Source organism: Streptomyces sp. AgN23, from assembly GCF_001598115.1.
GTDB classification, from domain to species: Bacteria; Actinomycetota; Actinomycetes; order Streptomycetales; family Streptomycetaceae; genus Streptomyces; species Streptomyces antimycoticus.
Genome location: NZ_CP007153.1, coordinates 9118478 through 9143665 on the forward strand (window position 1 = coordinate 9118478; position 25188 = coordinate 9143665).

General features: G+C 70.1%; 20 protein-coding genes. 10 read left to right on the forward strand and 10 right to left on the reverse strand.

The genetic code is table 11. The features are described 5' to 3' along the window. Nucleotides 1–83 precede the first annotated feature (83 nt). Together AS97_RS39590 and AS97_RS39595 are read left to right on the forward strand one after the other, a co-directional pair. A complete protein-coding gene (locus tag AS97_RS39590; protein ID WP_247204860.1) occupies nucleotides 84–2561 on the forward strand; it encodes a ThuA domain-containing protein in 2478 nt (825 codons plus the stop codon). A 62-nt stretch (nucleotides 2562–2623) separates the two neighbouring features. Beyond that, on the forward strand, nucleotides 2624–4777 hold the full coding sequence (locus AS97_RS39595; protein ID WP_236669519.1) for a family 16 glycoside hydrolase: 2154 nt from the start codon (nucleotides 2624–2626) through the stop codon (nucleotides 4775–4777). A gap of 156 nt (nucleotides 4778–4933) precedes the next feature. On the opposite strand, the gene recQ is transcribed toward AS97_RS39595, so the two are convergent. Continuing rightward, nucleotides 4934–6805: a DNA helicase RecQ gene (gene recQ / locus AS97_RS39600; RefSeq protein ID WP_086705911.1), complete on the reverse strand. Its 1872-nt coding sequence runs from the start codon at nucleotides 6803–6805 to the stop codon at nucleotides 4934–4936. 159 nt (nucleotides 6806–6964) lie between these two features. Here recQ and AS97_RS39605 point away from each other — a divergent pair, with 159 nt between their 5' ends. Continuing rightward, nucleotides 6965–7525 (forward strand): snapalysin family zinc-dependent metalloprotease, encoded by a 561-nt coding sequence (locus AS97_RS39605; protein WP_059146086.1) that lies wholly within the window; start codon nucleotides 6965–6967, stop codon nucleotides 7523–7525. A gap of 60 nt (nucleotides 7526–7585) precedes the next feature. On the opposite strand, the gene AS97_RS39610 is transcribed toward AS97_RS39605, so the two are convergent. Then, nucleotides 7586–8383 (reverse strand): DeoR/GlpR family DNA-binding transcription regulator, encoded by a 798-nt coding sequence (locus AS97_RS39610; protein WP_236669514.1) that lies wholly within the window; start codon nucleotides 8381–8383, stop codon nucleotides 7586–7588. A gap of 168 nt (nucleotides 8384–8551) precedes the next feature. Between AS97_RS39610 and AS97_RS39615 the strand changes: the two genes are divergently transcribed. From AS97_RS39615 to AS97_RS39625, 3 genes are all read left to right on the forward strand, one after another. Continuing rightward, nucleotides 8552–9985 carry an Nramp family divalent metal transporter gene (locus AS97_RS39615; protein ID WP_059146084.1) on the forward strand — a complete coding sequence of 478 codons (1434 nt, stop codon included), beginning with the start codon at nucleotides 8552–8554 and terminating at the stop codon, nucleotides 9983–9985. Nucleotides 9986–9990: 5 nt separating this feature from the next. After that, nucleotides 9991–10971: a phosphoglycerate dehydrogenase gene (locus AS97_RS39620; RefSeq protein WP_086705909.1), complete on the forward strand. Its 981-nt coding sequence runs from the start codon at nucleotides 9991–9993 to the stop codon at nucleotides 10969–10971. Between the two features lie 79 nt (nucleotides 10972–11050). Next, a complete protein-coding gene (locus AS97_RS39625) occupies nucleotides 11051–11818 on the forward strand; it encodes an aldolase/citrate lyase family protein (RefSeq protein WP_059146083.1) in 768 nt (255 codons plus the stop codon). An 80-nt stretch (nucleotides 11819–11898) separates the two neighbouring features. On the opposite strand, the gene AS97_RS39630 is transcribed toward AS97_RS39625, so the two are convergent. The 8 genes from AS97_RS39630 to AS97_RS39665 form a co-directional block, all read right to left on the reverse strand. Next, a complete protein-coding gene (locus AS97_RS39630; protein ID WP_059146082.1) occupies nucleotides 11899–13269 on the reverse strand; it encodes a hypothetical protein in 1371 nt (456 codons plus the stop codon). A 78-nt stretch (nucleotides 13270–13347) separates the two neighbouring features. Next, on the reverse strand, nucleotides 13348–14337 hold the full coding sequence (locus AS97_RS39635; RefSeq protein WP_059146081.1) for a zinc-dependent alcohol dehydrogenase family protein: 990 nt from the start codon (nucleotides 14335–14337) through the stop codon (nucleotides 13348–13350). After that, nucleotides 14334–15212, reverse strand: a complete 879-nt coding sequence (locus AS97_RS39640) for a carbohydrate ABC transporter permease (RefSeq protein ID WP_059146080.1) — start codon at nucleotides 15210–15212, stop codon at nucleotides 14334–14336. The genes AS97_RS39635 and AS97_RS39640 overlap by 4 nt, the downstream gene beginning before the upstream one ends. Next, a complete protein-coding gene (locus AS97_RS39645; RefSeq protein ID WP_059146079.1) occupies nucleotides 15209–16174 on the reverse strand; it encodes a sugar ABC transporter permease in 966 nt (321 codons plus the stop codon). The genes AS97_RS39640 and AS97_RS39645 overlap by 4 nt, the downstream gene beginning before the upstream one ends. Beyond that, nucleotides 16171–17520 (reverse strand): sugar ABC transporter substrate-binding protein, encoded by a 1350-nt coding sequence (locus AS97_RS39650; RefSeq protein ID WP_086705908.1) that lies wholly within the window; start codon nucleotides 17518–17520, stop codon nucleotides 16171–16173. Before AS97_RS39650 ends, AS97_RS39645 begins: the two co-directional genes overlap by 4 nt. A 55-nt stretch (nucleotides 17521–17575) precedes the next feature. Beyond that, nucleotides 17576–18337, reverse strand: a complete 762-nt coding sequence (locus tag AS97_RS39655) for a DeoR/GlpR family DNA-binding transcription regulator (protein ID WP_059146077.1) — start codon at nucleotides 18335–18337, stop codon at nucleotides 17576–17578. A 277-nt stretch (nucleotides 18338–18614) separates the two neighbouring features. Next, nucleotides 18615–19967, reverse strand: coding sequence for a 6-phospho-beta-glucosidase (locus AS97_RS39660; RefSeq protein WP_059146076.1), 1353 nt, complete (start codon nucleotides 19965–19967; stop codon nucleotides 18615–18617). Next, on the reverse strand, nucleotides 19964–20725 hold the full coding sequence (locus AS97_RS39665; protein WP_059146075.1) for a DeoR/GlpR family DNA-binding transcription regulator: 762 nt from the start codon (nucleotides 20723–20725) through the stop codon (nucleotides 19964–19966). Before AS97_RS39665 ends, AS97_RS39660 begins: the two co-directional genes overlap by 4 nt. A 135-nt stretch (nucleotides 20726–20860) precedes the next feature. Here AS97_RS39665 and AS97_RS39670 point away from each other — a divergent pair, with 135 nt between their 5' ends. Genes AS97_RS39670 through AS97_RS39685 form a run of 4 tightly spaced genes read left to right on the forward strand, consistent with a single transcriptional unit; the run spans nucleotide 20861 to nucleotide 25176 of the window. Next, on the forward strand, nucleotides 20861–21988 hold the full coding sequence (locus AS97_RS39670) for a carbohydrate kinase family protein (RefSeq protein ID WP_086705907.1): 1128 nt from the start codon (nucleotides 20861–20863) through the stop codon (nucleotides 21986–21988). Between the two features lie 31 nt (nucleotides 21989–22019). Then, entirely contained in the window at nucleotides 22020–23450 is a 1431-nt protein-coding gene (locus tag AS97_RS39675; RefSeq protein WP_125755535.1) for an extracellular solute-binding protein, read from the forward strand. Continuing rightward, nucleotides 23447–24355 carry a sugar ABC transporter permease gene (locus AS97_RS39680; RefSeq protein ID WP_125755527.1) on the forward strand — a complete coding sequence of 303 codons (909 nt, stop codon included), beginning with the start codon at nucleotides 23447–23449 and terminating at the stop codon, nucleotides 24353–24355. The genes AS97_RS39675 and AS97_RS39680 overlap by 4 nt, the downstream gene beginning before the upstream one ends. After that, complete coding sequence (locus tag AS97_RS39685; protein WP_059146071.1) at nucleotides 24352–25176, forward strand: carbohydrate ABC transporter permease; 825 nt, start codon at nucleotides 24352–24354, stop codon at nucleotides 25174–25176. The genes AS97_RS39680 and AS97_RS39685 overlap by 4 nt, the downstream gene beginning before the upstream one ends. Nucleotides 25177–25188: the final 12 nt, after the last annotated feature.

Genomic DNA, 25188 nt, shown 5'->3' on the forward strand with positions numbered 1-25188 from the left:
GCGAAAAGCCGTCTAGCTTCCTTCAGCGGTGGTTTCCGTGATGTGAGAGGGATGGGTGACCCATGCGGGACAAACCGTACCAAATGCCCTCAAGATGGAGAGGGCTGACAGTCGGCCGGCTGCGGAAGAGACGCGCGGGGGTGGCGGCGCTGCTCTTCGGCGCGCTCACCGCGACCCTGCTGGGCGGGAGCCCCGCCAGCGCCCGGCCAGAGGATCGTGCGCCACTCACGCTGCCGTCCCCGCCCGGCGGGGACAACGTCCGGGTGCTGGTGTTCCACGGCTCGGCGGGGGACGAGCCGGCCACGGTGAACGCGGGCATCGAGGCCATCGAGAAGATCGGCAACCAGGGCCCCGCGGCGACCCGGTTCACCGTCGACGCCACCGCCGACGCCTCGGTCTTCACCAAGCCCAAGCTCGGCAAGTACAACGCCGTGGTCTTCCTGACCGGCTCCGGCGATGTGCTCGACCCCGAGCAGGAAGCGGGGCTCGAGGCGTACATGAAGGCGGGCGGTGGCTTCCTCGGCATCCATGACGCGGCCCGCAACGAGCCGTACTCCGACTGGTACAGCGGGCTGATCGGCGCCCGCCCGGCGGCCACGAGCCCGGGCAACGCGCAGCGGGCCGTGGTGGAGGTCGGCGACCGCGTCCACCCGGCCACCAAGGAGCTGCCGCTGGAGTGGAAGCGCACGGACACCTGGCTCAACTGGAAGGACAACCCCTCCGGCACGGTGCACACCGTGGCCCGGGTCCGCGAATCCAGCTACCGGCCGGGCACCGGCGCAAACGGCTGGGACCACCCGATCTCCTGGTGCCGTGACTACGACGGCGGCCGCTCCTTCTACACCGGAATGGGCGGTACCGTCGCCACCTTCCAGGAGACCGACTTCCGCGCCCATCTGCGGGGCGCGCTGCTGTGGACCACCCGTCTCTCCCGCGGCGACTGCAAGGCCACCATCGACGCGAACTACAAGGCCGAGCGGGTCACCAAGCCCAATCAGCCGGGCCAGTCGGACCAGATCGGCGAGCCGCACGGCCTCGTCGTCGCCAAGGACGGCCGGGTGCTCTACATCGGCCGCGGCGGCGGTGACAACAGCGCGCCCGTGGTCACCGACTGGAACGACCCGGAGATCGGCAAGGGCCAGGGCCAGATCCATGTCTACGACCCGGCCACCGGAAAGGTGACGCTCGCGGGCGCCCTGACCGTCTTCGGCAACAAGGGCGGCGGCGATGAGCTGATCAAGGTCGAGGAGGGGCTGCTCGGTATCGAGCTGGACCCGGACTTCCTCGACAACGGCTGGGTCTATCTCCACTACACCCCGCACTCCCGGATCAACCGGGACACCCAGATGGCCGAGCGCCGCGTCTCCCGGTTCACCCTGGACCTGAAGACCAACAAGCTGGACCTGGGCTCGGAGAAGGTCCTGCTGTCCTGGCCGGTCCAGATCCACAGCTGCTGCCATGCGGGCGGCGGGATGTCCTGGGATTCCAAGGGCAATCTCTACATCGCCACCGGGGACAACAACTCCTCGCAGTTCAGCGACGGCTACTCCGGCAACAACCCGCAGCCGAACTACAAGGGTGTCTCCTTCGCCGACGCCCGCCGCACCGCGGGCAACACCAACAACCTCAACGGCAAGATCCTGCGGATCCACCCCGAGGACGACGGCACCTACACCCTCCCCGAGGGCAATCTCTTCACCGGTAAGGAGCCCGACGAGGGCGGGGGCAAGACCCGTGGCGAGATCTATGTGATGGGTGTGCGCAACCCGGCCCGGATCTTCGTGGACCAGAAGACCGACATCCTGTACGCGGGATGGGTCGGCCCCGACGCGGGCGAGCCCAGCACCACCTGGGGCCCGGCCAAGTACGACACCTTCGCCGCCATCACCAAGGCGGGCAACCACGGCTGGCCGTTCTGCATGGGCAACAGGCAGCCCTACCGGGACCGCAATCTGCCCGATCCCAGCAAGCCGCTGGGCTGGTACGACTGCGACCACCCCAAGAACGAGTCGCCCAACAACAACGGTCTGGTGAACCTGCCGCCCATCACCGGGAACACCATCTGGTACTCGCCCCAGGGCGGCGCCCCCGACTATCCGCGGGACGCGAGCGGCATCCCCAGCTACAAGGTGTCGGAGGCCAAGTACCTGCTGCCGTGGCTCAAGGGCGGCGGGCAGGCCACCATGAACGGCCCGGTCTACCGCTACGACGCCGACAGCGAATCGACCACCAAGTGGCCCGCCTACTGGGACGGTAAGTGGTTTGTCGGCGACTTCTACGACGCCGACCAGCCGCGCCACGCGGTGGTGACCGACCCGAAGACCGTCGGCAAGGGCGGGCTGCCGGTGCACGCCGAAACCCTCAAGAAGATCATCCCGGTGGGCGCCGACGGCATCCGCAACCTCATGGACTGGAAGTTCGCCCCGGACGGCTCGCTCTACGTCCTCGACTACGGGCGCGGCTTCTTCACCTCCGACTCCAAGTCGGCGCTGTGGCACATCACGTACACCGGCGGCGAGCCCACTCCGCTCGCCCAGGATCTGGCCAGGAAGGCGGAGTGACCGTGAAACGAAGGCGCCCCAAACCCAGCAGACCCTGGCTGCCCCTCCTCGCCGCGCTGCTCATGATCCTCGGGCTGAGCTCGGCGACGGCGACGGCGGCCCACGGGCAGAACGACACCCGGCAGGCCGCACAGCAGACCCTCACCTGGACCGCGGGTGACGACATCACCAAGTACGCCTCGGCGCCCACCACCGCGGTCGCCGGGAAGACCACCATCGTCTTCGAGAACAGCACCGCCACCGGCAACACCATGGGGATGCCGCACACCCTGACGTTCGATGTCTCCGACCCCGAGTACAACAACGACGTCCCGCTGAACATCCTCGCCAACCCCTCGGACGACAGCGGCGGCAAGCACACCGCCGAGGTCACCCTCAGCCCCGGCCGCTACCGCTACCACTGCACCATCCCCGGTCACGGCCAGATGCAGGGCATTCTGGTGGTCACCGACGGTGGCGGTGGCGAGGACACCACCGCGCCCGACGCCTCGGCGAAGGTCGAGGGGGAGAAGAACGCGGACGGCGCCTACATCGGGATGGCCACCGTCACGGTGTCCGCCACCGACGAGGGCTCGGGTGTGGACCGGATCGAGTTCGCGGAGGGAGACGGGGCGTTCCAGCCGTACACCGCCCCGGTGATGGTCCACCAGGTGGGCGCGCACACCATCCGCTACCGGGCCGTGGACAAGGCCGGGAACGTATCGGAGGTGAAGTCGGTGGACTTCACCGTGGTGGCGCCGCCGACGGACGACACCACGGCGCCCGAGACCTCCGCCACCGTCTCCGGTGAGAAGGACCCGTCCGGTGCGTACATCGGCATGGCCACCGTGACCATCACCGCCTCCGACACCGGCTCCGGGGTCAACCGGATCGACTACGCCCTCGGCCAGGGGGAGTTCCAGCCCTACACCGGTCCGGTCATGGTCCATGACGCGGGCGCCCACACGGTGCGCTACCGGGCGGCGGACAAGGCGGGGAACGTATCGGAGGTGAAGTCGGTGGACTTCACCGTGGTGGCCCCGCCGGCCGAGGACACCACACCCCCGGCGGTCTCCGCGACGGTCGACGGAATGAAGAACTCCGACGGTGCCTATGTCGGCAGCGCCAAGGTCACGCTCACCGCGGCGGACGACGACTCCGGGGTGGAGAAGGTCGAGTACTCCCTGGACAGCGGTCCGTATCTCGCCTACACCACCCCCGTGGCGGTGGACCGGGTGGGCCGCCACACCGTCGCGTTCCGCGCCACCGACAAGGCGGGCAACACCTCCGAGGCGCGGCAACTGGCGTTCACCGTGGCCGAGGGCGGCGGGGTGCCCGCACCCGCGTGTCCGGAGTGGGACGAGCGCCTCACGGTGATCGTCGGCACGGTGGACACCGGCGTCCCCAACCGCATCACCCGTAGCCGCTGCACCATCAATGAGCTGATCGAGGACGAGAAGGACTGGTCCTCCCACGCCCTCTTCCGCAAGCACGTCACCACCGTCACCGACAAGCTGCTCACCGACGGCGTGATCGACCAGCGCGAGTACCGGGCGATCAACAAGGCGGCCAAGCAGTCCGGGATCGGCAAGCCCGGTCAGGACGAGGGCTACCGCCCGCTGTTCGACGGCACCAAGAAGTCCTACGACAAGTGGCAGCACGTGGGTGGCGGGGCCTTCGGTCTCAATGACGACGGCAGCATCACCAGCAGCACCTCGGTCGAGGGCATGGGCATGCTGTGGTTCCCGCAGCGGACGTACGACGACTTCTCGCTGAAGCTCCAGTTCCGCGATGACGCACCCGGGACGGGCAATGCCAACGGCGGTGTCTTCGTGCGCTTCCCCTATGTGCACGACCACCCCGAGGAGTCCCGTCCGGAGTGGGTCGCCATCAAATACGGGCACGAGGTGCAGATCCTCGACCGCCCCGACGGCGACATGTACAAGACCGGATCGATCTACGGTTTCGACCGGGTCGGGCTCGCCGGTGCCGGGGTCACTCCCAAGGGCAGCTGGAACGACTACGAGATCCGGGTGGTCGGTCAGCACTACTCGATCTACCGCAACGGAGTGCTGCTCAATGAGTTCGAGAACACCGGTGGCCAGGAGTTCACCCCGCCGCGCGAGGACGACCCCGGCACGGACGGCCGTCGGTACTCCTCCGGGTACATCGGTCTCCAGGTCCACAGCACCGATGATGTGATCTCGTACCGCGACATCCGCATCAAGGAGCTGTAGGACAGCCCGCGTACGGCGTGAGGAACGGCGCGAGAACGGCGTGAGGAGATGAGTGGCCGCCGGAGCACCCCAGCCCCCGGCGGCCACCGTCTTGTGGCACGGACCGACGTTACCTCAGGTAACACTCAGTGGTAACCCGTTGGGGCTGACGTATCGTCAGGAGGTCAGGGTGTCCAGGATCCCCTGTCCGTACTTCACCAGCTTGTTCTCACCGACCCCGCTCACCGCGCCGAGCTCATCGAGCGTGGTGGGGGAGAGGATCGCGATCTCGCGCAGGGTGGCGTCGTGGAAGACCACATACGCGGGGACGCCCTGCTCCTTCGCGGTCGCCGCACGCCAGGCGCGCAGCCGCTCGAAGACCGGCACGGCCTCCTCCGGCAGATCCACCGGGGCCTTCTTGGACTTCCCCGAAGCCCCCGTCTTCCCCTTGACGGCGCGCGCGGCCTTCTCCGGCTCGCGCCGCAGCCTGACCTCGCGCCGCTGGCCCAGCACCTCCGAACTCGTGTCGGAGAGCACCAGCGTGCCGTAGTCCCCCTCGACGCCGATCAGCCCCTGCGCCAGCAACTGCCGTACCACGCCGCGCCATTCGGCCTCGCGCAGCTCGGTGCCGATGCCGAACACCGAGAGGGCGTCATGGTCGAACTGGATGACCTTGGCCGTCTTCTTGCCGAGCAGGATGTCGATGATCTGCCCCGCGCCGAACTTCTGGTTGCGCTCCCGCTTGAGCCGCACCACCGTGGACAGCAGCTTCTGCGCGGCGATGGTGCCGTCCCAGGACTCCGGCGGCGTGAGGCAGGTGTCGCAGTTCCCGCAGGGGGTGGACTCCTGGCCGAAGTAGGCCAGCAGCCCCACCCGGCGGCACTCCACCGTCTCGCACAGCGCCAGCATCGAGTCGAGATGGGCGCCGAGGCGGCGCCGATGGGTGTCGTCGCCCTCGGAGGTGTCGATCATCCTCCGCTGCTGGACGACGTCCTGGAGCCCGTACGCCAGCCAGGCGGTGGAGGGCTGCCCGTCCCGCCCGGCGCGGCCGGTCTCCTGGTAGTAGCCCTCCACGGACTTGGGCAGGTCCAGATGGGCCACGAACCGCACATCGGGCTTGTCGATCCCCATGCCGAACGCGACCGTGGCCACCACGACCAGACCGTCCTCCCGCAGGAAGCGCGCCTGGTGCTCGGCGCGCGTCCGCGCGTCCAGCCCCGCGTGGTAGGGCACCGCGTCGATGCCCTGGGCGACCAGGAACTCGGCCGTCTTCTCCACCGAGGAGCGGGACAGGCAGTAGACGATCCCCGCGTCGCCCGCGTGCTCGGTGCGCAGCAGCTCCAGCAACTGCTTCTTGGGCTCGTTCTTGGGGGCGATCCGGTACTGGATGTTCGGACGGTCGAAGCTGGCCACGAAGTGCAGCGCGTCCTGCAGCTTCAGCCGGGACGCGATCTCCGAGTGGGTGGCCTCGGTGGCGGTCGCGGTCAGCGCGATCCGGGGCACGGTGGGCCAGCGCTCATGCAGCTCGGACAGGGCCAGATAGTCGGGCCGGAAGTCGTGGCCCCACTGGGCCACACAGTGCGCCTCGTCGATGGCGAACAGCGAGATCGTGCCCCGGTCCAGCAGCCGCAGTGTGGACTCGACCCGCAGCCGCTCCGGCGCGAGATAGAGCAGGTCCAGCTCGCCCGCGAGGAACTCGGCCTCGACCATTCGCCGCTCGTCAAGATCCTGGGTGGAGTTGAGGAACCCGGCCCGCACCCCGAGGTTCCGCAGGGCATCGACCTGGTCCTGCATGAGCGCGATCAAGGGGGAGACGACGACGCCGACGCCCTTCCGCACGAGCGCCGGGATCTGGTAGCACAGCGATTTGCCACCGCCGGTCGGCATGAGGACGAGCGCGTCACCACCGGCCACGACATGGTCGATGATCTCCTGCTGCCCTCCCCGGAACGAGTCGTAACCGAAGACGCGGTGCAGCACGCCGAGCGCCTCGCTCGCATCGGTGCCGAGCGCGGCGCTCGTATCGGGGCCGGTGTCGGGAAGAGCCATCCGCCGATTCTAGGGGGCCCGCCGGAACCCGCGGTGACCACCTGTGGACAACCGGCCGGATGAGGCAAGGTGTGTGGGCACAGTGGCCGATGCGATGGGCGGCGTGCCATGCTCATGCCCACTTGCTCTGTCCGTCCTTCCCCCACAAGGAGGCCGATCGTGAGATCCAGCAAGTTCGTCCGTGCCTTACCCGCCGCGGTGACGGCGGTGCTCGCCCTGACGGCCGGACAGGCCGTGGCCGCTCCCTCCTCCGCCGCCCCGGCGGAGCACACGGCCGCCGCGCGGGTCGTGACGTACGACGCCAGCGGGGCGGCCGAGTTCAAGGACGCCGTCTCCAAGGGCGCGGCGATCTGGAACGAGAGCGTGGCCAACGTGGAGCTGAAGCCGGCCGCGTCCGGGCAGCAGGCCAACGTCCGCATCATCGCGGACAACGGCTGGCCCCGCACGCTGTCCACCGGACTGGGCCGCGGCACGATCTACTTCGGCCGCCAGGCCGTCGACGAGGGCTACAACACGGTGCGGATCTCATCGCATGAGCTCGGCCACATCCTCGGCCTGCCGGACATGAAGCCGGGGCCGTGTTCGAGCCTGATGTCCGGCTCCACCGCCGGGACCTCCTGCACCAACCCCTACCCGAACACCGCCGAGAAGGCCGAGGTCGAGGACAGCTTCGGCCTGGTGGGCGCGGTGACCGCCGCACCGCGGATGTACCGGGACTGACCCGAGCGGGCCGGGAGCCAGACTCCCGGCCCCCTCACCCGCACCGGAGCGGCCCGTCGATCAGACGGTGATCACCTCGATGTCGGGCAGCGCCCGGAAGGGCCCGAGCCGGTCATCGGTGGCGCCGCTGTCGGTGACCAGCGTCCACGGCCGGTCCAGCGGCGCCCAGGCGGTGAACGGTGACTGGCCCAGCTTGCTGCTGTCGGCGAGGACGTACAGCTCCTTGCCGCGGTCGGCCATCATCTCCTTGAGCGAGGTCTGCTGGAGGCTGGCCTCGCAGATGCCCCGCCGCGCGTCCAGCCCGTCGGCGCCGAGGAAGACCTTGTCCGCCGTCAGCCGGGACAGGGTCAGCTCGGCCAGCGGCCCGACGAAGCCCTGGCTGACATGGCGCAGGGTCCCGGCGAGGGTGATCAACTCGACGCCGTCCGCCTCGGCCAGCTCGCGCAGCGCGGTGAGCCCGCTGGTGATCACGGTCAGATCGGTACGGGCGCGCAGATGGTGGGCGAGCCGTCCGGTCGTGGTGCCGGCGTCGAGGATGACGGTGTCGCCCGTCGCGATCCGCGCGGCCGCCCAGCGCCCGATGCGGTCCTTCTCGGCGACCGCGAGCCCGCTGCGCTGCCCGAGGGTGGGCTCGGCGGTGTGGCCCGCGCTCATCGCGCCGCCGTAGGTGCGGGCGATCACGCCCTGTTCGGTGAGGAGCGCGAGATCCCGGCGGATGGTGGAGGGGGTCACCTCCAGCGAGCGCGCCAGCTCCTCCACGACGACCGTGCCATCGGTCTGGATCATTCGGGCGATCAGTTCCCGGCGGTCCCCGGCGCGCAGCCGTCTGCGCTCCTCCACACCGGCCTCCTGGCTCATGGCGGCCCCCATCCTTCCCTCACCCTGCGCGACTCTGCGCAGCCCTGAGCAACATTATCAGTCTGCGCATTCCGCGCTGTTTCCTCCCGGGCACCGCGCAGAGTCTTGCGTGTTACGTGCAATCGTGCGAGCGTTCCGCTCACAACACGCATGGAGCGGGGAGGTCGCATGACGGCGGACAGTGTGCCGGCGCAGGTCGGAACGGGGGGCGAGGCACCGTCCGACGATCCGTACGCACTGCGGATGGGCGACATCAAGGAGCCGCCGCGCGATCTACGCGGAACGGCGCGCCGACTGGGACCCGGGATGATCCTCTCGGCCGCCGTGGTCGGATCCGGTGAACTGATCACCACCACCTCCCTGGGCGCCAAGGCGGGCTTCGTGCTGCTGTGGCTGGTCATCGCCAGCGCGCTGGTCAAGGTGTGGGTGCAGATGGAGCTGGCCCGCTGGACGATCCTCACCGGCAAGACGGCCCTGGCCGGCTACAGCCAGGTCCCGCCCAAGGTGGGCCGGGTCGGCTGGATCAATGTGCTGTGGATTCTCATGGACTTCGCCAAGATGCTCCAGCGCGGGGGCATGATCGGCGGCGCCGCCGCCGCGTTCAGCATCCTCGCCCCGATCGGCGGCGCACCGCTGGGCCGCACCTCGCTCACCGTCTGGACCGTGATCGTGGTCGCGTCCGTCGTCGCGCTGATGTACACGGGCCGCTACGGAATGGTGGAGAAGGCCGGGTTCATCACCGTCGTCTTCTTCACCCTCTCCACCGTCGCCCTCGCGGTCGGGCTGCCCTGGACCGGGTTCGGCTACGGCGGCTCCGATCTGGCCTCCGGGCTGACCCTGTCCATCCCCGCCGGGACACTCGGCTTCGCCGTCGCCATGTTCGGCATCACCGGTGTCGGCGCGGATGAGATGACCACCTACACCTACTGGTGTCTGGAGAAGGGGTACGCCCGCTGGACCGGTCCCGACGACGGCACCGAGGCCCGGGCCCGGCGCGCCGAGGGCTGGATCCGGGTGATGCGGATCGACGCGCTCACCTCATGGGTCGTCTGCACCCTGTGCACGCTCTCCTTCTACATCATCGGCGCGGCCATCCTGCACCGGCAGAAGCTGGTGCCCGAGGGCAACGACATGATCAACACGCTGTCCCGGATGTACACCGACACCCTTGGTCCCGCGGGCAAGTACCTCTTCCTCATCGGCGCCATCGCCGTCCTCTACTCCACGATCATCGCCTCCACCGCGAGCGTGCCGCGGCTGTGGACCAACACCCTCGGACTGCTCGGCGTATTCGACTGGCGGAACGTCAAGGCCCGGCAGCGCGTCATCCGCCTGCTCACCGTCGTCCTGCCGCCCCTGTGGGCCGCCTTCTACCTCTATCTGCAGGAGCCGGTGCTGATGGTGCAGGTCGGGGGCATCGCGGGCGGGATCTTCCTGCTCGCGGTCGTGATCGCGGTCTGGCGGCTGCGCGCCACGGAGGTCGATCCGCGGTTCCGCCGCAATCCGATGCTGAACGGCGCGCTGGTGCTCAGCAGTACGGCCATCGGCGCCCTGGGAATCTATTCGGTCCTGGATGTCCTCGGGTTCGGGGTGGGGAGTTGACCGCGTTGCGCGAGACGCACGAGGCCGGGGCAGCCACCGGCCACGACGTCCTGGTGACCACACCCAGCTTCGGACAGCATGCGAGCGGGCCATGGGAGGTGTTCGAGGCCGCCGGGGTGCGGGCACGCACCGCGAGCGCGGCGCATCCGCTCACCGAGCGCCAGCTGATCGAGGAGGCCGAGGGCGTCAGGGCGCTGGTCGTCGGGCTCGATCCGGTGACGGCGGCCGTCCTGGACGCGGCACCGGCACTCACGGTCGTCGCCAAACACGGCGTCGGTACCGACAACATCGACCTGGCCGCGGCCGCCGCCCACGGGGTCCGCGTGGTCAACGCCCCCGGGAGCAACACCACCGCGGTCGCCGATATGACAATGGCCCTGCTGCTGGCCGCCGTACGGCGTATCGTGCCCGCGCACGCCTCGGTCACCGCCGGTCGCTGGGACCGCTTCTTCGGGCCCGAACTGGCCGGCCGCACCCTCGGCATCGTCGGCTTCGGCCGGATCGGCCAGGCGGTCGCCCGCCGCGCCCGGGGCTTCGACATGGACCTCATCGCCTACGATCCCCACCTCCCCGCCGCCGTCTTCGCCGAGCAGGGGGTACCGGCCGTGACCCTCGACGAGCTGATCGAGGCCGCCGATGTGATCACCCTGCATCTGCCGATGCCCTCGGGCGGACCGCTGCTCGGCCGCGCCGAACTGGCGGCCATGAAGCCGGGGTCCTGCGTCATCAATACGGCGCGGGGCGGGCTCGTCGACGAGGAGGCCCTGGCCGAGCTGCTGCACAGCGGGCATCTCGCGGCGGCCGGTATCGATGTGTTCGCCACCGAACCCCCCGCCGGGAATCCGCTGCTCACCGCCCCCAACGCGGTGCTGACCCCGCACTGCGCCGCGTTCACCCAGCAGGCCAACGCCGCGATGGGCAGCACCGTGGCCGCCGATGTGGTGCGCGTCCTGCGGGGGGAGGAACCGGTGAACGCCGTGGTGTGAACGCGCCACGGCCCACCCCGTAGCCGCTTGCGGGAAAGCCCCTGAGCCAGAACGAGAGAGAACGAGAGAAGCTGACAGCATGAACACTTCCCCCGCCGACTTCGCCGCCCGGCTGCGCGCCCGCCAGCGGATCATCGGCTACTGGGTCGTCCTCGACAACCCCGTGGGCACCGAGCGCCTGGCCGGGCTCGGCTACGACTACATCTGCGTCGACGCCCAGCACGGCCTCCTCGACTACAAGGGCACCCTCGGCGCGATGACCGCCATCGACGCCCGCGGCACCGCCGCCGGTATGGTGCGCGTCCCGGCCAACGACGGCTTCTGGATCGGCCAGGCACTGGACGCCGGGGCCCGCGGGGTCATCGTCCCGCTGGTCAACACCGCCGAGGAGGCGGCCGCCGCGGTCGCCTCCTGCCGCTACCCCCCGCTCGGGGTGCGCTCGTACGGTCCGATGCGCTCGGGCCTGCGCGTGGGCCCCGCCCCGGCCGAGTCCAATCAGCAGGTCGCCTGCATCGTGATGATCGAGACGGCCCAGGCACTGGCCAACACCGCGGAGATCTGTGCCACGGACGGGCTCGACGGCGTCTACATCGGCCCTTCCGACCTCACCATCGCGCTCGGCGGCCGCACCTCGACCGACACCTCGGTGGCGGAGAAGTTCGACGCGGCGCTGGCGAAGGTCGCCGAGGAGGCACGGACCGCGGGCATCGCCGCGGGTATCCACTGCCCCGACGGGGCGACGGCCGCCAAGCGGCTGGCCCAGGGCTTCACCTTCGCCACCGTCAGCAGCGACCTGGTCCACCTGGAGCAGGCGGCCGCCGCGCATTTGCGCGACGCGACCGCCTGAGCGCCCCCGGTCCCGGGGCCGGGGCGTGGAGCCCATGGGACGGGGGTCCCGGGCCGCCCCGGCAAAGCCCGGGGCCCGGGTCAGCTCTCCACGCGCAGCGGCGGGTCCGTCAGGCCACGGGCCCGCGGCAGCAGCACCGTCCGCAGGGCGACCCCGGCGGACAGCAGACGGGACGGGCCGGCCGCGAGATAGGTGACGTCCCGGAACGCCGCGCCGACCACCGGGTCGATCGCAGCCCGGTCCGCCAGCCGTCCGAAGTACCAGCTCCGCAGCCGCTCGGCAGCCCCGGGCGGCGTGGTGTCCGCGTCCGCGGCGTAGGGGCGGTCCGCGCCGACGGCGGTCAGCCAGGCGGTGTCGCTCGCCCGGGCCACGGCGCGCTGTGCCGTGGCCGCGAAACCGGGCCGCAGACCCGACTCGGCCAGGCAGCGGCGCAGGGCCAGCCCGCTGAGGGCGGCCACCGCCATGCCCTGACCGTAGATCGGGTTGAAGGTGCAGGCGGCGTCCGAGACCGCGAGGAACCCCTCGGGCAGCGCGCCCGGGGCGTCGTAGTGGCGGCGTCGGTTGGAGGTGTCGCGGAACCCGTACGGCGGGGACACCGGCTCACAGGTCCGCAGATGCTCGTACAGCGTCGGCTCGCCCAGGGACTTGACGAAGCCGAGCACCTCCGAGCTCTCAGTCGGCGGATGCTGGCCGCGCACCCCCGAGAGCGTCAGCAGCCAGTTGCCGTCCTCGACCGGCGACCATGCCGCGCCGCGCGGACAGTCCGGGCGCGGCTGGATCACCATCACCATGTCCAGCGGTTCGGCGGGCCGGAACATCTGGGTGCAGTAGCCGATCCCCGCGTCGACGACCTCCTCGCGCGGCGCCGGAGCGCCCAGTTCCGCCAGCCACTTGGGGGCGCGCGAGCCACGCCCCGAGGCGTCGACGACCAGATCGGCGGGCAGCTCCCGGCCGGTGCGCCCGGCGTCGCGCGCCCGCGCCCGTACGCCGGTCACCCGGTCCGCGCCGCCGAGCAGCCCGATGGCCTCGGTGCCCTGGAGCACCTCCACCCGGGTGCCGGATCCCTCGGCCTCGGCCAGCACCCGCGCCCGTACGGTGGCGTCGAACAGCGCCCGGGTGCAGCTCGTCGTGGCGTGCCGACCCTCGTGGAAGCGGCGCTGCCAGCCGTTGGGGGCCTTGGTGATCACATCGCGCGGCGCCTCGAGACGGTGCGCGCCCGCCGCCTCCAGCTCACCGTTCAGCCCGGGGAACAGCTCTTCCAGGGCTCGCCGTCCGCCGCTGAGGAAGACATGCAGATGACGTCCCTGGGGCACGCCCTTGCGGAAGGCGGGCTGCTCCGGGTAGCGGTCGCGCTCCACCAGGGTGACCGTGTCGACGTGGCCGAGGAGCGCCCCCGCGGCCAGTGTGCCCGCGAGCCCTCCGCCCACCACCACCGCGTCGCCCTTGCCCATCTGCCCGCCCTCTCGCCGACCGTGATCATTGACGGCCCAAGCCTGGTGCCCCGGGCCTGGGCCGTCAACCACGTACGGTTACGGGACGACCACGATCTTCCGGCCCTGTCCCGCCTTGAACTGGTCGAGCGCCTGGGGGTACTCCTCCAGCGGCAGCCGGTGGCTGATGAAGATCTTCGGGTCCAGCACCCCGGTCGCGAACAACCCGGCGGCACGCTCGTAGCTGTGCAGCACGGCCATGGAGCCGGTGATGGTGATCTCCTGGTTGTAGATCTTGTACGGCTCGATGGTGGCCCGCGTCGCGTAGTCGGAGACACCGAACTGCAGGAACGTTCCGGCCTTGGCCACCCGGCCCAGGCCGTCCTGAATGGCGGCCTGGTTGCCGGTGGCGTCGATGACCACATCCCAGCCGCGCGGCTGCTCCAGCTCGTCCGCCGAGGCGGCGGACCGGGTGCAGCCGAGGGTGCCGGCGGTGGCCAGTCGCTCGGAGTTGACGTCGAGCATGTCCACGCTGGCGGCACCGGTGCGCTTGGCCAGCTCCAGCATCATCAGCCCCATGGTGCCGGAGCCGTAGATGAGCACCTCGGCGCCCAGGTTGCCGTTGAGCACGTCATAGCCGCGCACCGCGCAGGACAGCGGCTCGATCAGGGCCGCGTCGGCCACGTCCACATGCTCGGGCAGCTTGACGCAGTTGGCCACCGGGGCCACCGCGAACTCGGCGGCCCCGCCGGCGACGCTGACCCCGATCGCGTTCCAGTTGTCGCACAGATTGCCCCGGCCGATCCGGCAGTAACGGCACTCGTGGCAGTGCAGGGAAGGGTCGACCGCGACCCGGTCGCCCACCTCCAGCTCGGTGACGCCGCTGCCGATGCCCACGACCACACCGGCGAACTCATGCCCGGGGACGATCGGCAGCGTGGGCGCGAACTCGCCCTGCAGAATGTGCAGATCGGTGCCGCACAGCCCGCAGGCCGCCACGTCCACCACGACCTCACGGGGGCCCGGGGTGGGGTCCGCGACAGTGGCGACGGTGACCTTGCCCGGGGCTTCGATGACTGCGGCCCTCATTTGACTGCTCCTAGCGACAGGCCCTGGACCAGCTTGTCCTGGGCGGCGAAGCCGGCGGCGAGCACCGGCAGAGAAATGACCATCGACGCCGCGCACACCTTGGCCAGGAACAGCCCCTGGCTGGTGACGAACGTGGTCAGGAACGCCGGGGCGGTCTGGGCGACCACACCGGTGAGCACTTGGGCGAAGAGCATCTCGTTCCAGCTGAAGATGAAGCAGATCAGCGAGGTGGCGGCGATACCCGGGCCCGCGATCGGGGCGACGACCCGCCACAGGATGGTGGGCAGCCGCGCCCCGTCCATCTGGGCGGCCTCGATGATCGACACCGGGATGTCGGCGAGGAAGGACTGCATCATCCACACCGCGATCGGCAGGTTCATCGAGGTGTAGAGGATCACCAACAACCAGACGTTGTCCAGGAAGTTGATGTTCCTCGCGAACAGGAACACCGGCAGCAGTCCGGCCACCACCGGCAGCATCTTGGTGGACAGGAAGAAGAACATCACATCCGTCCACTTGCGCACCGGCCGGATCGACAGCGCGAACGCCGCCGGAAGCGCCAGCACCAGCACGAAGCAGGTGGAGAAGAGGGAGGTGCCCACCGAGTTGAGCAGCGCGGGCCAGGGGCTCGCCCCGCCGCCCACGCCGAAGAAGTCCTTGTACCCGTCGAGGGTCAGCGGGGCGGCCAGCGACGGCGGGTTGGTGGCGGCGTCGGCCTCGGAGTGGAACGAGGTCAGCAGCATCCACAGCACGGGCAGGACGAAGACGATGCCGATGAACCAGGCCAGTACGCCGAGCGCGGCACCGCGCCGCTTGGCCCGGCGGGTGGCTTCCGGAACGGATGTGATGGGCACCGGGGTGCTCACGGCGGTCATGCGCGGGACGCCTCCTCACGGAAGAGGGACGACACCACGCGCAGCGCGAAGGTGGCGATGATGATCGTGCCGATCACCACCACGACCCCCGCGGCCGATGCCAGCCCGTACTCGTGGGCGTTGTAGAAGGTTTCGTAAATGGTGTACGGCAGGTTGGCGGTGTCCAGGCCACCGCGGGTCATGGTGAAGACGGCGTCGAAGTTCTGCACGATGTAGATGGATCCGAGCAGGGTGCCGAGCTCCAGGTAGCGGCGCAGATGGGGAAGCGTCAGGAAGCGGAAGATCTGCCAGTTGCCCGCCCCGTCCAGCCGGGCCGCCTCGATCATGTCCAGCGGGCGGCTCTGCAGCCCGGCCAGCAGGATGAGCATCATGAACGGCGTCCACTGCCAGATCAGCGACGCCTCCACCGCGATCAGCGGCGTATCGGTCAGCCACTCCGGCTGGGGACCGCCCAGCCAGTTGAGCACGCCGTTGAACAGGCCGTACTCGGGGTTGTACAGCGCGTGCTTCCACAGCAGCGCCGAGGCCACCGGCACCAGCAGGAACGGTGCGATGAGCATGGTGCGGACCAGGCCCCGGCCGCGGAACTTGCGGTCCAGCAGCAGCGCGAGCAGCAGCCCCAGCACCACGCTGACGATCACCACGGAGGCGGTCAGCAGCACAGTGGTGACGATGGACTCGCGCAGCGCGTCGTCGCTGAGCACCGTCTTGTAGTTCTCCAGCCCCGCGAACGCACGGCGGTCGGGCCGGAACGAGTTCCAGTCGAAGAGCGAGATCACCAGCGTGGCCACGAACGGAAGCTGGGTGACCACGATCAGGAAGATCAGTGCGGGCAGCAGCGGCGCCCTTGTGGCCCACTCCCGGGCCCGGTTCCGCTGCGCCACGGGGCGCCGTGGGGAGGTGGGCGCCGCGGTCGGTGGCCGCTCGCCGCTCACGGATACTGCCGTCGTCGGATGACTCATCGGTACTCCTCGCCGACCTTCTCGGCCAGCTGCTGCGACTTCTTCAATGCCGACTCGACCGATTGCTTTCCGGCGATGGCGGCGCTGATCTCCTGGGCGACCTTGGTGCCCAGATCGGCGAATTCGGGGATATCGACGAACTGGATGCCGATGGTCGGCCGGGGCTGCACTCCCGGATCACGCGGCTTGGCGGCGAGGATCGCCTTGCGGGTCTCCTCGGAGAAGGAGCCGGCGGTGTCGCGGTAGTCCGGATTGGAATAGGTGGACGACCGCTTGCCCGCGGGTACGTTGGCATAGCCGAAGTTCTTGCCGACCAGGTCCTCGTACTTCTTGCTGGATGCCCAGGAGATGAACTTCCACGCGTCGTCCGGGTGGCGCGTCGCCTTCTGGACGCCCCAGGCCCAGGTGTAGAGCCAGCCCGAGCTGTCGGTCTTCTCCACCGGCGCCTGGGCATAGCCGATCTTGCCCTTGACCGGGGACTTCGCGGCCTCCAGCGACCCGGCGGCCGAGGTGGCGTCGTACCACATGGCGCTCTTGCCCTGGGTGAGGTTGTTCAGGCACTCGGCGAAGCCCGACTGGGCCGCACCGGCCTCACCGTGCTTGCGCACCAGGTCGACATAGAACTTGGTCGCCTTGATGAACTCGGGCGAGTCCAGCTGTGCCTTCCAGTCCTTGGTGAACCAGGTGCCGCCGAAGGTGTTGACCACCGTGGTCAGCGGGGCCATCAGCTCACCCCAGCCGGGCAGTCCGCGCAGGCAGATGCCGTTCATCCCCTTGCGGGAGCCGTCCACCTTGGACGCGATGTCCGCGACCTGCTGCCAGGTGGGCCGCTCGGGCATCTTCAGATGCTTCTCGGCCAGGACGTCCTTGCGGTACATCAGGAACGACGACTCGCCGTAGAAGGGCTCGGCGTAGAGCTTGCCGTCCTCGGCGGTCAGCGACTGCCGCATCGAGGGGAGGATGTCCTTCTGATCGAACGCCTTGTCCTTGGCGGCGTAGCCGTCCAGTGGCATCAGCCAGCCGTTCTTCGCGTAGAAGGGCACCTCGAAATTGCTGATGGTGGCCACGTCGTACTGGCGCGCCTGATTGGCGAAGTCCTGGCTGATCTTGTCGCGGACCTCGTTCTCGGGCATCATCGTGAAATTGACCGTGATGCCCGTTTCCTTGGTGAAATATTTCTTGGTGAGCTTCTGCAAGTCCACCATCTGCGGGTTGTTCACCATCAGCACGCGGATGGTCTTCTCGCCTGAGCTGCCGCCTCCCATACCGGCGCAACCGGTCAGGAGCGCGCCCGCGGTCAGGGCCACCACCGGTATCCGGGCAGCACGAAGAGTCAGGACTGGCATAACGGGTCCAATCGAAGGGACGTGGGGAAGGTGTGAAAACAGCGGAGGAAGGGCGTCAGACCCTGACGATCTGGGGGCCCAGCAGCGAATAGCGATGTGCCTCGGTCAGCGGTAGACCGGTGTCGGTCACGATCGTTTCGAAGTCCGAGACATCTGCGAACCGGCAGAAGCTGACGGCTCCGAATTTGGTGTGCACCCCGGAGAAGATCTTCCGCCGGGACACCCGCACCACCTGCGCCTTGACCTCGCTGACCGCCGGATCCGGGGTGGTCAGGCCGTACTGGCGGGAGATGCCATTGGCGCCGATGAACGCCAGGTCGATGACGAAGCCCGAGAGCATATGGGTCGCCCAGTGGTCGACGGTGGCCATCGTGGCGCCGCGCACCCGGCCGCCGAGGAGCAGCACGGTGGTGTTGTCACGGGTGGCGAGGCCGGTGGCGGTCGTGAGGGAAGCGGTGATCACGGTGAGCGGCCGGTCCCGGGGCAGGGCCTCCGCGATCAGCTGCGGGGTGAATCCCTCGTCGATGAAGACCGTCTCGGCATCGCCCAGCAGATCGGCGGCCGCGCTCGCGATCCGCGACTTCTCCGGCACATGCATGGTGGTGCGGAAGGCCAGGGTGGTCTCGAAACCGGCGCTCTCCACGGGGTAGGCACCGCCATGGGTGCGCCGCACCAGCCCGTGCTGTTCCAGAACCCGCAGATCGCGACGGACCGTCTCCTTGGACACCCCGAGGTCGGCGGCGAGCTTGCCCACGTCGACGACGCCGGCACGGCGAGCCGTGTCGAGGATCTCCCGACGGCGTTCCTCGGCGTCCACGCCGCACCTCCTGCTTTGTCTTTCGGCTTGCGTGGCAGTTTTACAAGCCTGCAACAGGAGTGGCCAGCCTTGGCACCGCAGAGATCGTGACTGTATGCGCCCGTTTCACAACCGTTATCTCAGCAGGTCAGGACGGATGAGGCAACGGACGGTGAGGAACCCGGATGCCTGATTGTCCCCCCGGTGGGCCCGATTCTCGCCCGTTTGCTGAAAGAGGGCGTGAACGGAGCCCGACCGGGCGCCTCCAGATACTGGGGAATGCCCGAACGGACATGTGCTAGGAGCGGGCGAGCGCCCCGGAGGCATCCAGAATCCGGCCCGCGACCTTGACCGAGTCCACCAAGGGGTGGAGTGCCAGGGCCCGCAGGGCCGCGCCACGGGCGATGCCCGAATCGCTGCCCGCTTCGGTCGTGGCCGCCTCGATGGCCGAGCGCTCCACGGCCTTGAGCGACAGCATCAGGCCGAGCTGGTCCGGCGCCACCGCGCCGGTCGCCAGCGGCCGCGCCCCGCCCGCGTCCACCAGGCAGGGGACCTCCACCACGGCGTCCTCGTCCAGCCCGGGGACCGCCGTACGGTTGCGCACGTTGAGGATCAGCGTGGCGCGCTCATCGCGGGCGATGGCCCGCATGATGGCGAGCGCGATCCGGTCGTAGCCGCCGCCGTCCAGATCGCAGGAGTCGCGCTCCCAGCCGCCGGTGGCCTCGCGGCTCTCGGCCATATACGTGGCCTCGCGCTCCAGCCGGGTGCGCTCCCACGCCGTGAGCGCCCCGGGCGCCCCCGAGCCCGCCGTCTCGTAGAACCGGGCCTGCTGGTCGCGGAGGAACTCCCCACGGGTGGCGGGGGATCGGCGGATCGAGGCCACCGCCTCCCGGTTGAAGTAGTAGTAGTGCAGATACTCGTTGGGCAGCGCGCCGAGCGCCCGCAGCCACTCGGCGCCGAAGAGCTTGCCCTCCTCGAACGACTCCAGGGCGGCGGTGTCGCCGAGCAGCTGAGGCAGCCGGTCCCGGCCGTCCACCACCACCCGCCGCAGCCAGCCCAGATGGTTGAGGCCCACATAGTCGTAGACGGCCCGGTCCGGATCGGCCCCGACCGCCCGCGCGGCGCGGCGGCACAGGCCGACCGGGGAGTCGCAGATGCCGATCACCCGGTCGCCGAGCACCCGCTGCATCGCCTCGGTGACCATGCCCGCGGGATTGGTGAAGTTGATGACCCACGCGTCCGGGGCCACGGTGGCGATCCGCTCCGCGATCCGCAGCGCCACCGGGAGCGTGCGCAGCCCGTAGAGCACCCCGCCCGCGCCCACGGTCTCCTGCCCCAGCACCCCTTCGCCGAGCGGAATCCGCTCGTCGTTCGCCCGGCCTTCCAGACCGCCCACGCGGATGGCCGAGAAGACGAAGTCGGCGCCGCGCAGCGCCTCGTCGAGATCGGTGGTGGCCCGGACCGCGGGGGCGGTGGGGCGGCCCTGGGCCTGTTCGGCCAGGACCGCGCGGATGGCGTCCAGCCGGTGCGGGTCGGTGTCGTACAGCACCAGCTCGGTGCAGCGCCCGGCCTCGTCCCCGGTGTCATCGAGCAGGGCCCGGTACACCAGGGGCATACGGAACCCGCCGCCGCCCAGCACAGTCAGCCTCATACGGTCACTACCTCCACATCGGCCTCGCGGAATACGGCGAGCGTCGCCGGGTCGGATGTCTTGTTGGTGATCAGGGTGTCGATCCGCTCCGGTCCGCAGATCCGGGCGAGGCCGGTGTCACCGGGGAACTTTCCCGCGGTGGCGAGCAGCACCACCTCCCGGGTCGCGCCGAGCATGGCCCGTTTGACCGGCACCTCCACATGGGTGCTGTCCAGCACGCTGCCGTCGGGGAGGACCCCGCTCGCGCCGAGGAAGAGCCGGCCCACCCGCAGCTGGCGGAGGTTGGACTCGGTGAGAAAGCCGACCAGGGAGCGGTAGTTCGAGCGCACCTGCCCGCCCAGCAGGATCAGGGTCACCTTCGGGTCGTCGCGCAGCTCGTCGTAGACCGCGAGGTTGCTGGTCACCACGGTGACCGGACGGCCACGCAGCAGCTTGGCGAGCTGGAGGGTGGTGGTGCCGATGTCCAGCAGCAGCACATCGCCGTCCGCGACCAGCTCCGCGGCGGCGCGGGCGACGGCTTCCTTGTCGGCCAGGTCGTCGACCGCCACCTCGCCGAACGGGCGCTCCTCGTCCTCGGTGGGTGCCGCCACCGCGCCGCCGTAGACCCGGGTGAGCCGGCCCGCCCGGCCCAGCTCGGTGAGGTCCCGGCGGGCGGTGGCCTCGCTGATGCCCAGACGCGTGGCGATCTCCCCGATAGGCAGCACGCCCTCCTCGCCGAGGATGCTCAGCAGCTTCTCGTGGCGGGTCTCTCGCAGCATGGTGGCAACGTACTCCAGATGAGCGAGTATGCGCGACTCTGATCGACCTCTTGCATTCACCCCGGGTGAGGTGCAAGGTGTCGCTCACGCCACATCGGCGTCAACACGCCATGCCGCACAAGGAAAGGCACGTCGGTGAGCACCACGGCCGCAACACCCGATCCGATCCAGCCGATCGACCCGCTCGCGGCGCTGCGCGCCTCCGCGGACCCCGAGCACGACGTCTACCTCACCGGCACCGTGTTCCTGGACATCATCTTCACCGGGCTCGACCACGCCCCCGTCCGCGGCACCGAGTCCTGGGCGCGCGGCATGGGATCGAGCCCCGGCGGCATCGCCAACATGGCCACCGCCCTGGCCCGGCTGGGACTGCACACCACGCTCGCCGCGGCCTTCGGCACCGATGTCTACGGCGACTACTGCTGGGAGAGCCTCGCCCGCGGCGAAGGGGTGGACCTGACCCACTCCCGGCGCGTCCCCGGCTGGCACTCCCCGGTCACCGTCTCCATGGCGTACGAGGGCGAGCGCACCATGGTCACCCATGAGCACCCGGCCCCGCCGCCCGCCGCCCAGGGCACGCCGCCCCGCTCCCGCGCCTGTGTGACCGCCTTCGAACCGGGGCGCCAGGAGGACTGGGTGCGCCAGGCGCACGCCCAGGGCAGCAAGATCTTCGCCGATGTCGGCTGGGACGAATCCGGCCGCTGGGACCCCGCCGCGCTCCTCGACCTGCCCTACGCCCACGCCTTCCTGCCCAACGCGGCCGAGGCCCAGCGCTACACCCGCACCGACAGCCCCGAGCGGGCGGTGCGCGCTCTGGCGGAGCGGGTGCCGATCGCGGTCGTCACCCGCGGCGCCGAGGGCGCCGTGGCCATCGACTCGCTCACCGGGGAGAGCGCCGAGGTGCCCGGGCTGCCCGTGGACGCGCTGGACCCGACCGGGGCGGGCGATGTCTTCGTGGCCGGATTCATGACCGGAACGCTCGCGGGCTGGCCGCTCGCCGACCGGCTCGCCTTCGCCAACCTCACCGCCGCCCTCTCCGTCCAGCACTTCGGCGGCTCCCTGGCCGCGCCCGGCTGGTCGGAGGTGGCCGCCTGGTGGAACCGCGCGCGCCGGCCGGCCGGCGGCGGGGCGGACGCGGCCGAACTCGCCCGCCGCTACGCCTTCCTGGGCGAGCTGATACCGGACCGGGTGCGCGACTGCCCACGGCTGCGGGCCCTGCCCACCATCGGCTTCCGGGTGCATGACAGTGCCCAACGGTCCTGACACTCCTGACCACCGCATCGAGGAGAACCCCATGGAACTGGCCCGTACCCGGGCGCGCCGGCCGCGTGGCAGAGCCGTCCCGGCCGCGCTCGCCGTCGGCGTCGTCCTGCTCGCGGCGGGGTGTGTCCCCGGCACCGACGGCTCGGGGGCCGCCGGTGCCGGGACCGGCGCGGCCACCGCGATACCCGATCCGGCCAAGGCCGGAAAGACCACGCTGACCGTGTGGGACCAGGAGATACGCGGTGGGACCAACGGCGAGATACAGCAGCTGAACCGGGAGTTCGAGAAGAAGTACCCCAATGTGCGGATCAAGCGGGTCGCCCGGAGCTTCACCGATCTGAAGACCACCCTGAAGCTGGCCGTCTCCGGCAACAATCCACCCGATGTCATCCAGGCCAACCAGGGCTACCCGGACATGGTGGCCTTCGTCCGGGCCGGGCTGCTCACCCCGCTCGACAACTACGCCGGGATCTACGACTGGAACACCCGCTACCCCGGCACCCTTCTCAACCTCAACCGGGTCTCCGCCGACGGCGACGACTTCGGCAGGGGGCGGCTCTACGGCATCTCCCAGACCGGCGAGTACATCGGCCTCTACTACAACAAGGACCTGCTGCGGCGGGCCGGGCTCCAGCCCCCGCGCACCTGGGGCGAGTTCACCGACGGCCTGGCCCGGCTCAAGGACCGCGGCGAGCTGCCGGTCCAGTTCGGCAACCTCGACAAGTACCCGGCCATCCACACCTTCGGGGTGCTGCACGACCAGCTCGGCGCCGCCGACGCCCGCGACACCGTCCTCGGCCGCGGCGACGGCTTCGACAACGCCGCCACCAAGGGCGCCGCGGCGACCCTCGCCGACTGGATGAAGCGCGGCTATCTGCCGGGCGGTGCCAACGGCCTCGGCTACGACGACGCGGCCAAGAAGTTCGCCTCCGGCGACGGCGCGTATCTGCTGACCGGCACCTGGCAGCTGGCCGACCTCAAGAAGTCCATGGGCGGCAAGCTGGGCATCATGCCGCCCCCGCCCGCCAAGGCCGGCGGCGACCCCGTCACCACCGGCGGCCAGGGTCTCGCCTGGTCCATCACCTCCCGCTCCCGCCACCCCGAGGTGGCCGCCGCCTATCTGGACTTCCTCACCGACGCCCACGCCGCCGACGTCATGACCCGGCACGGAGTGCTGCCCGCCGTACCGGCCAAGGCCGCGGCCGAGACGAGCCCGGACAGCGCCGACGGCCAGATGATCGCCGGCTGGAAGCGGCTGAGCGCCGCCGACGGACTCGTCCCGTACCTGGACTACTCCACGCCCAGCTTCTACGACACGCTCTCGGCCGCCCTCCAGGGTGTGATCAGCCGCAAGACCTCCCCGGACACCTTCGCCGCGACCCTGCAGAAGGACTACGGCGCGTTCATGGAGAAGCAGCGCGAGCAGCACGAGGCCACGCCCGCACCGGCGGGGACCCGATGAAGGCCACCGTTCTGACCAGGGCCTACCGCCGCCGGGCGCCCGGAGAGCCGCGCGCCATCGGCTATGTGTACATCCTGCCCGCGCTGATCGTGTACGCCGCCTTCCTGCTCTATCCCTTCGGGCAGTCGGTGTGGCTGTCGTCTCAGCACTGGGACGGGCTGACGGTCGCCACCCCCGCCGGATTCGACAACTACCGCGCGCTGTTCAGCGATGCGAGCCTGCGCGCCCCCTTCCTCCACGCGCTGCTGCTGCTCGTCTTCTACGCGGCCCTGCCGGTGGCCATCGGGCTGCTGCTGGCCGCCCTGATGTCCCGGGCCCGGATCCGGGGGATGACCTTCTTCCGTACGGTCCTGTTCCTGCCGCAGGTCCTGGCGCTGATCGTGGTCGGCGTGGCCTGGCGCTCGATCCTCGCCCCCGACGGGTTGCTCAACGACGCCCTCCGCGCGGTCGGCCTCGGCGGCCTCGCCCGCCCCTGGCTCGGCGACTACACCTGGGCGCTGCCCGCCGTCGGCGTCGTCGGCACCTGGGTCGGCACCGGGCTGTGCATGGTCCTCTTCCTCGCCGGGGCCCAGCGCATCCCGCGCGAGCTGTACGAGGCGGCGCGGCTGGACGGCGCCGGGCCGCTGCGCGAGTTCCTCACCGTCACCCTGCCCGGCCTGCGGCCGCAGATCGCGGTGGCGCTGACCCTGACCATCGTGGCCGGGCTGCGCAACTTCGACCTGATCTACATCACCACCAGCGGCGGCCCCGGAAACGCCACCTCCGTACCCGCCTACGAGGTCTACCACCGGGCCTTCGAGACCAACCAGGTCGGCTCGGCCGCCGCCGTCGGCGTGGCCCTCACGGTCCTGATCTTCGTCCTGACCGTCACGGTCTCCCGGCTCGTGGAAGGGCGGCGGGCATGACGACACGCCTGGAACGCACGGTCACCTACGGCATCCTCGCCCTGTTCACCGTCATCGCGCTCACCCCCGTGATCGGCATCCTCTCCACGGCCTTCGGCTCGCAGAACTCCCTGGACACCGGCTTCTCGCTGCCGAAGGGCGGTCTGCACTGGAGCAACTTCGCCGACGCCTGGAGCCGTGGCCACTTCGGCACCTATCTGGGGAACTCGGTTCTGGTCACCGCGGTCGTGGTGGCCGCCACCACGGTGCTGGCCGTCCTCGCCGCCTACGCCTTCGGGGTGATGCGCTTCCCCGGCTCCACGGTGCTGTTCCACCTCTTCGTGATCGGGCTGACCCTGCCCCAGGAGGCGCTGGTCGTCCCGCTCTACTTCGATCTGCGCTACGCCCGACTCACCGACAGCTACTGGGCGTTGATCCTGCCGCAGACCGCGCAGTCGCTGGCCTTCGGGGTCTTCTGGATGCGCACGTACTTCCGCGGCAGCGCACGGTCGGTGATCGAGGCGGCCCGGATCGACGGGGCGAACACCTGGACCACGCTGTGGCGCGTCCTGGTCCCGATGGGCCGCCCGGCGATCTCCACCATGGTCGTGATCACCTTCATGTGGACCTGGAACGAGTTCCTGATGGCCCTGGTGATGGTCAGCGACGAGGCCCATCGCACGGTCCCCCTCGGCCTCGCCTTCTTCCAGGGCCAGCACAGCTCCGAGGCGGCGCTCCTCGCGGCGGCCTCGGTGCTCATCGCCCTGCCGGTGGTCGTGGTCTACGTGGCGCTGCAGCGCCGGTTCATCGAGGGCATGCTGGGCGGGGCGGTGAAGGAGTGAGCCCGGCGGGCA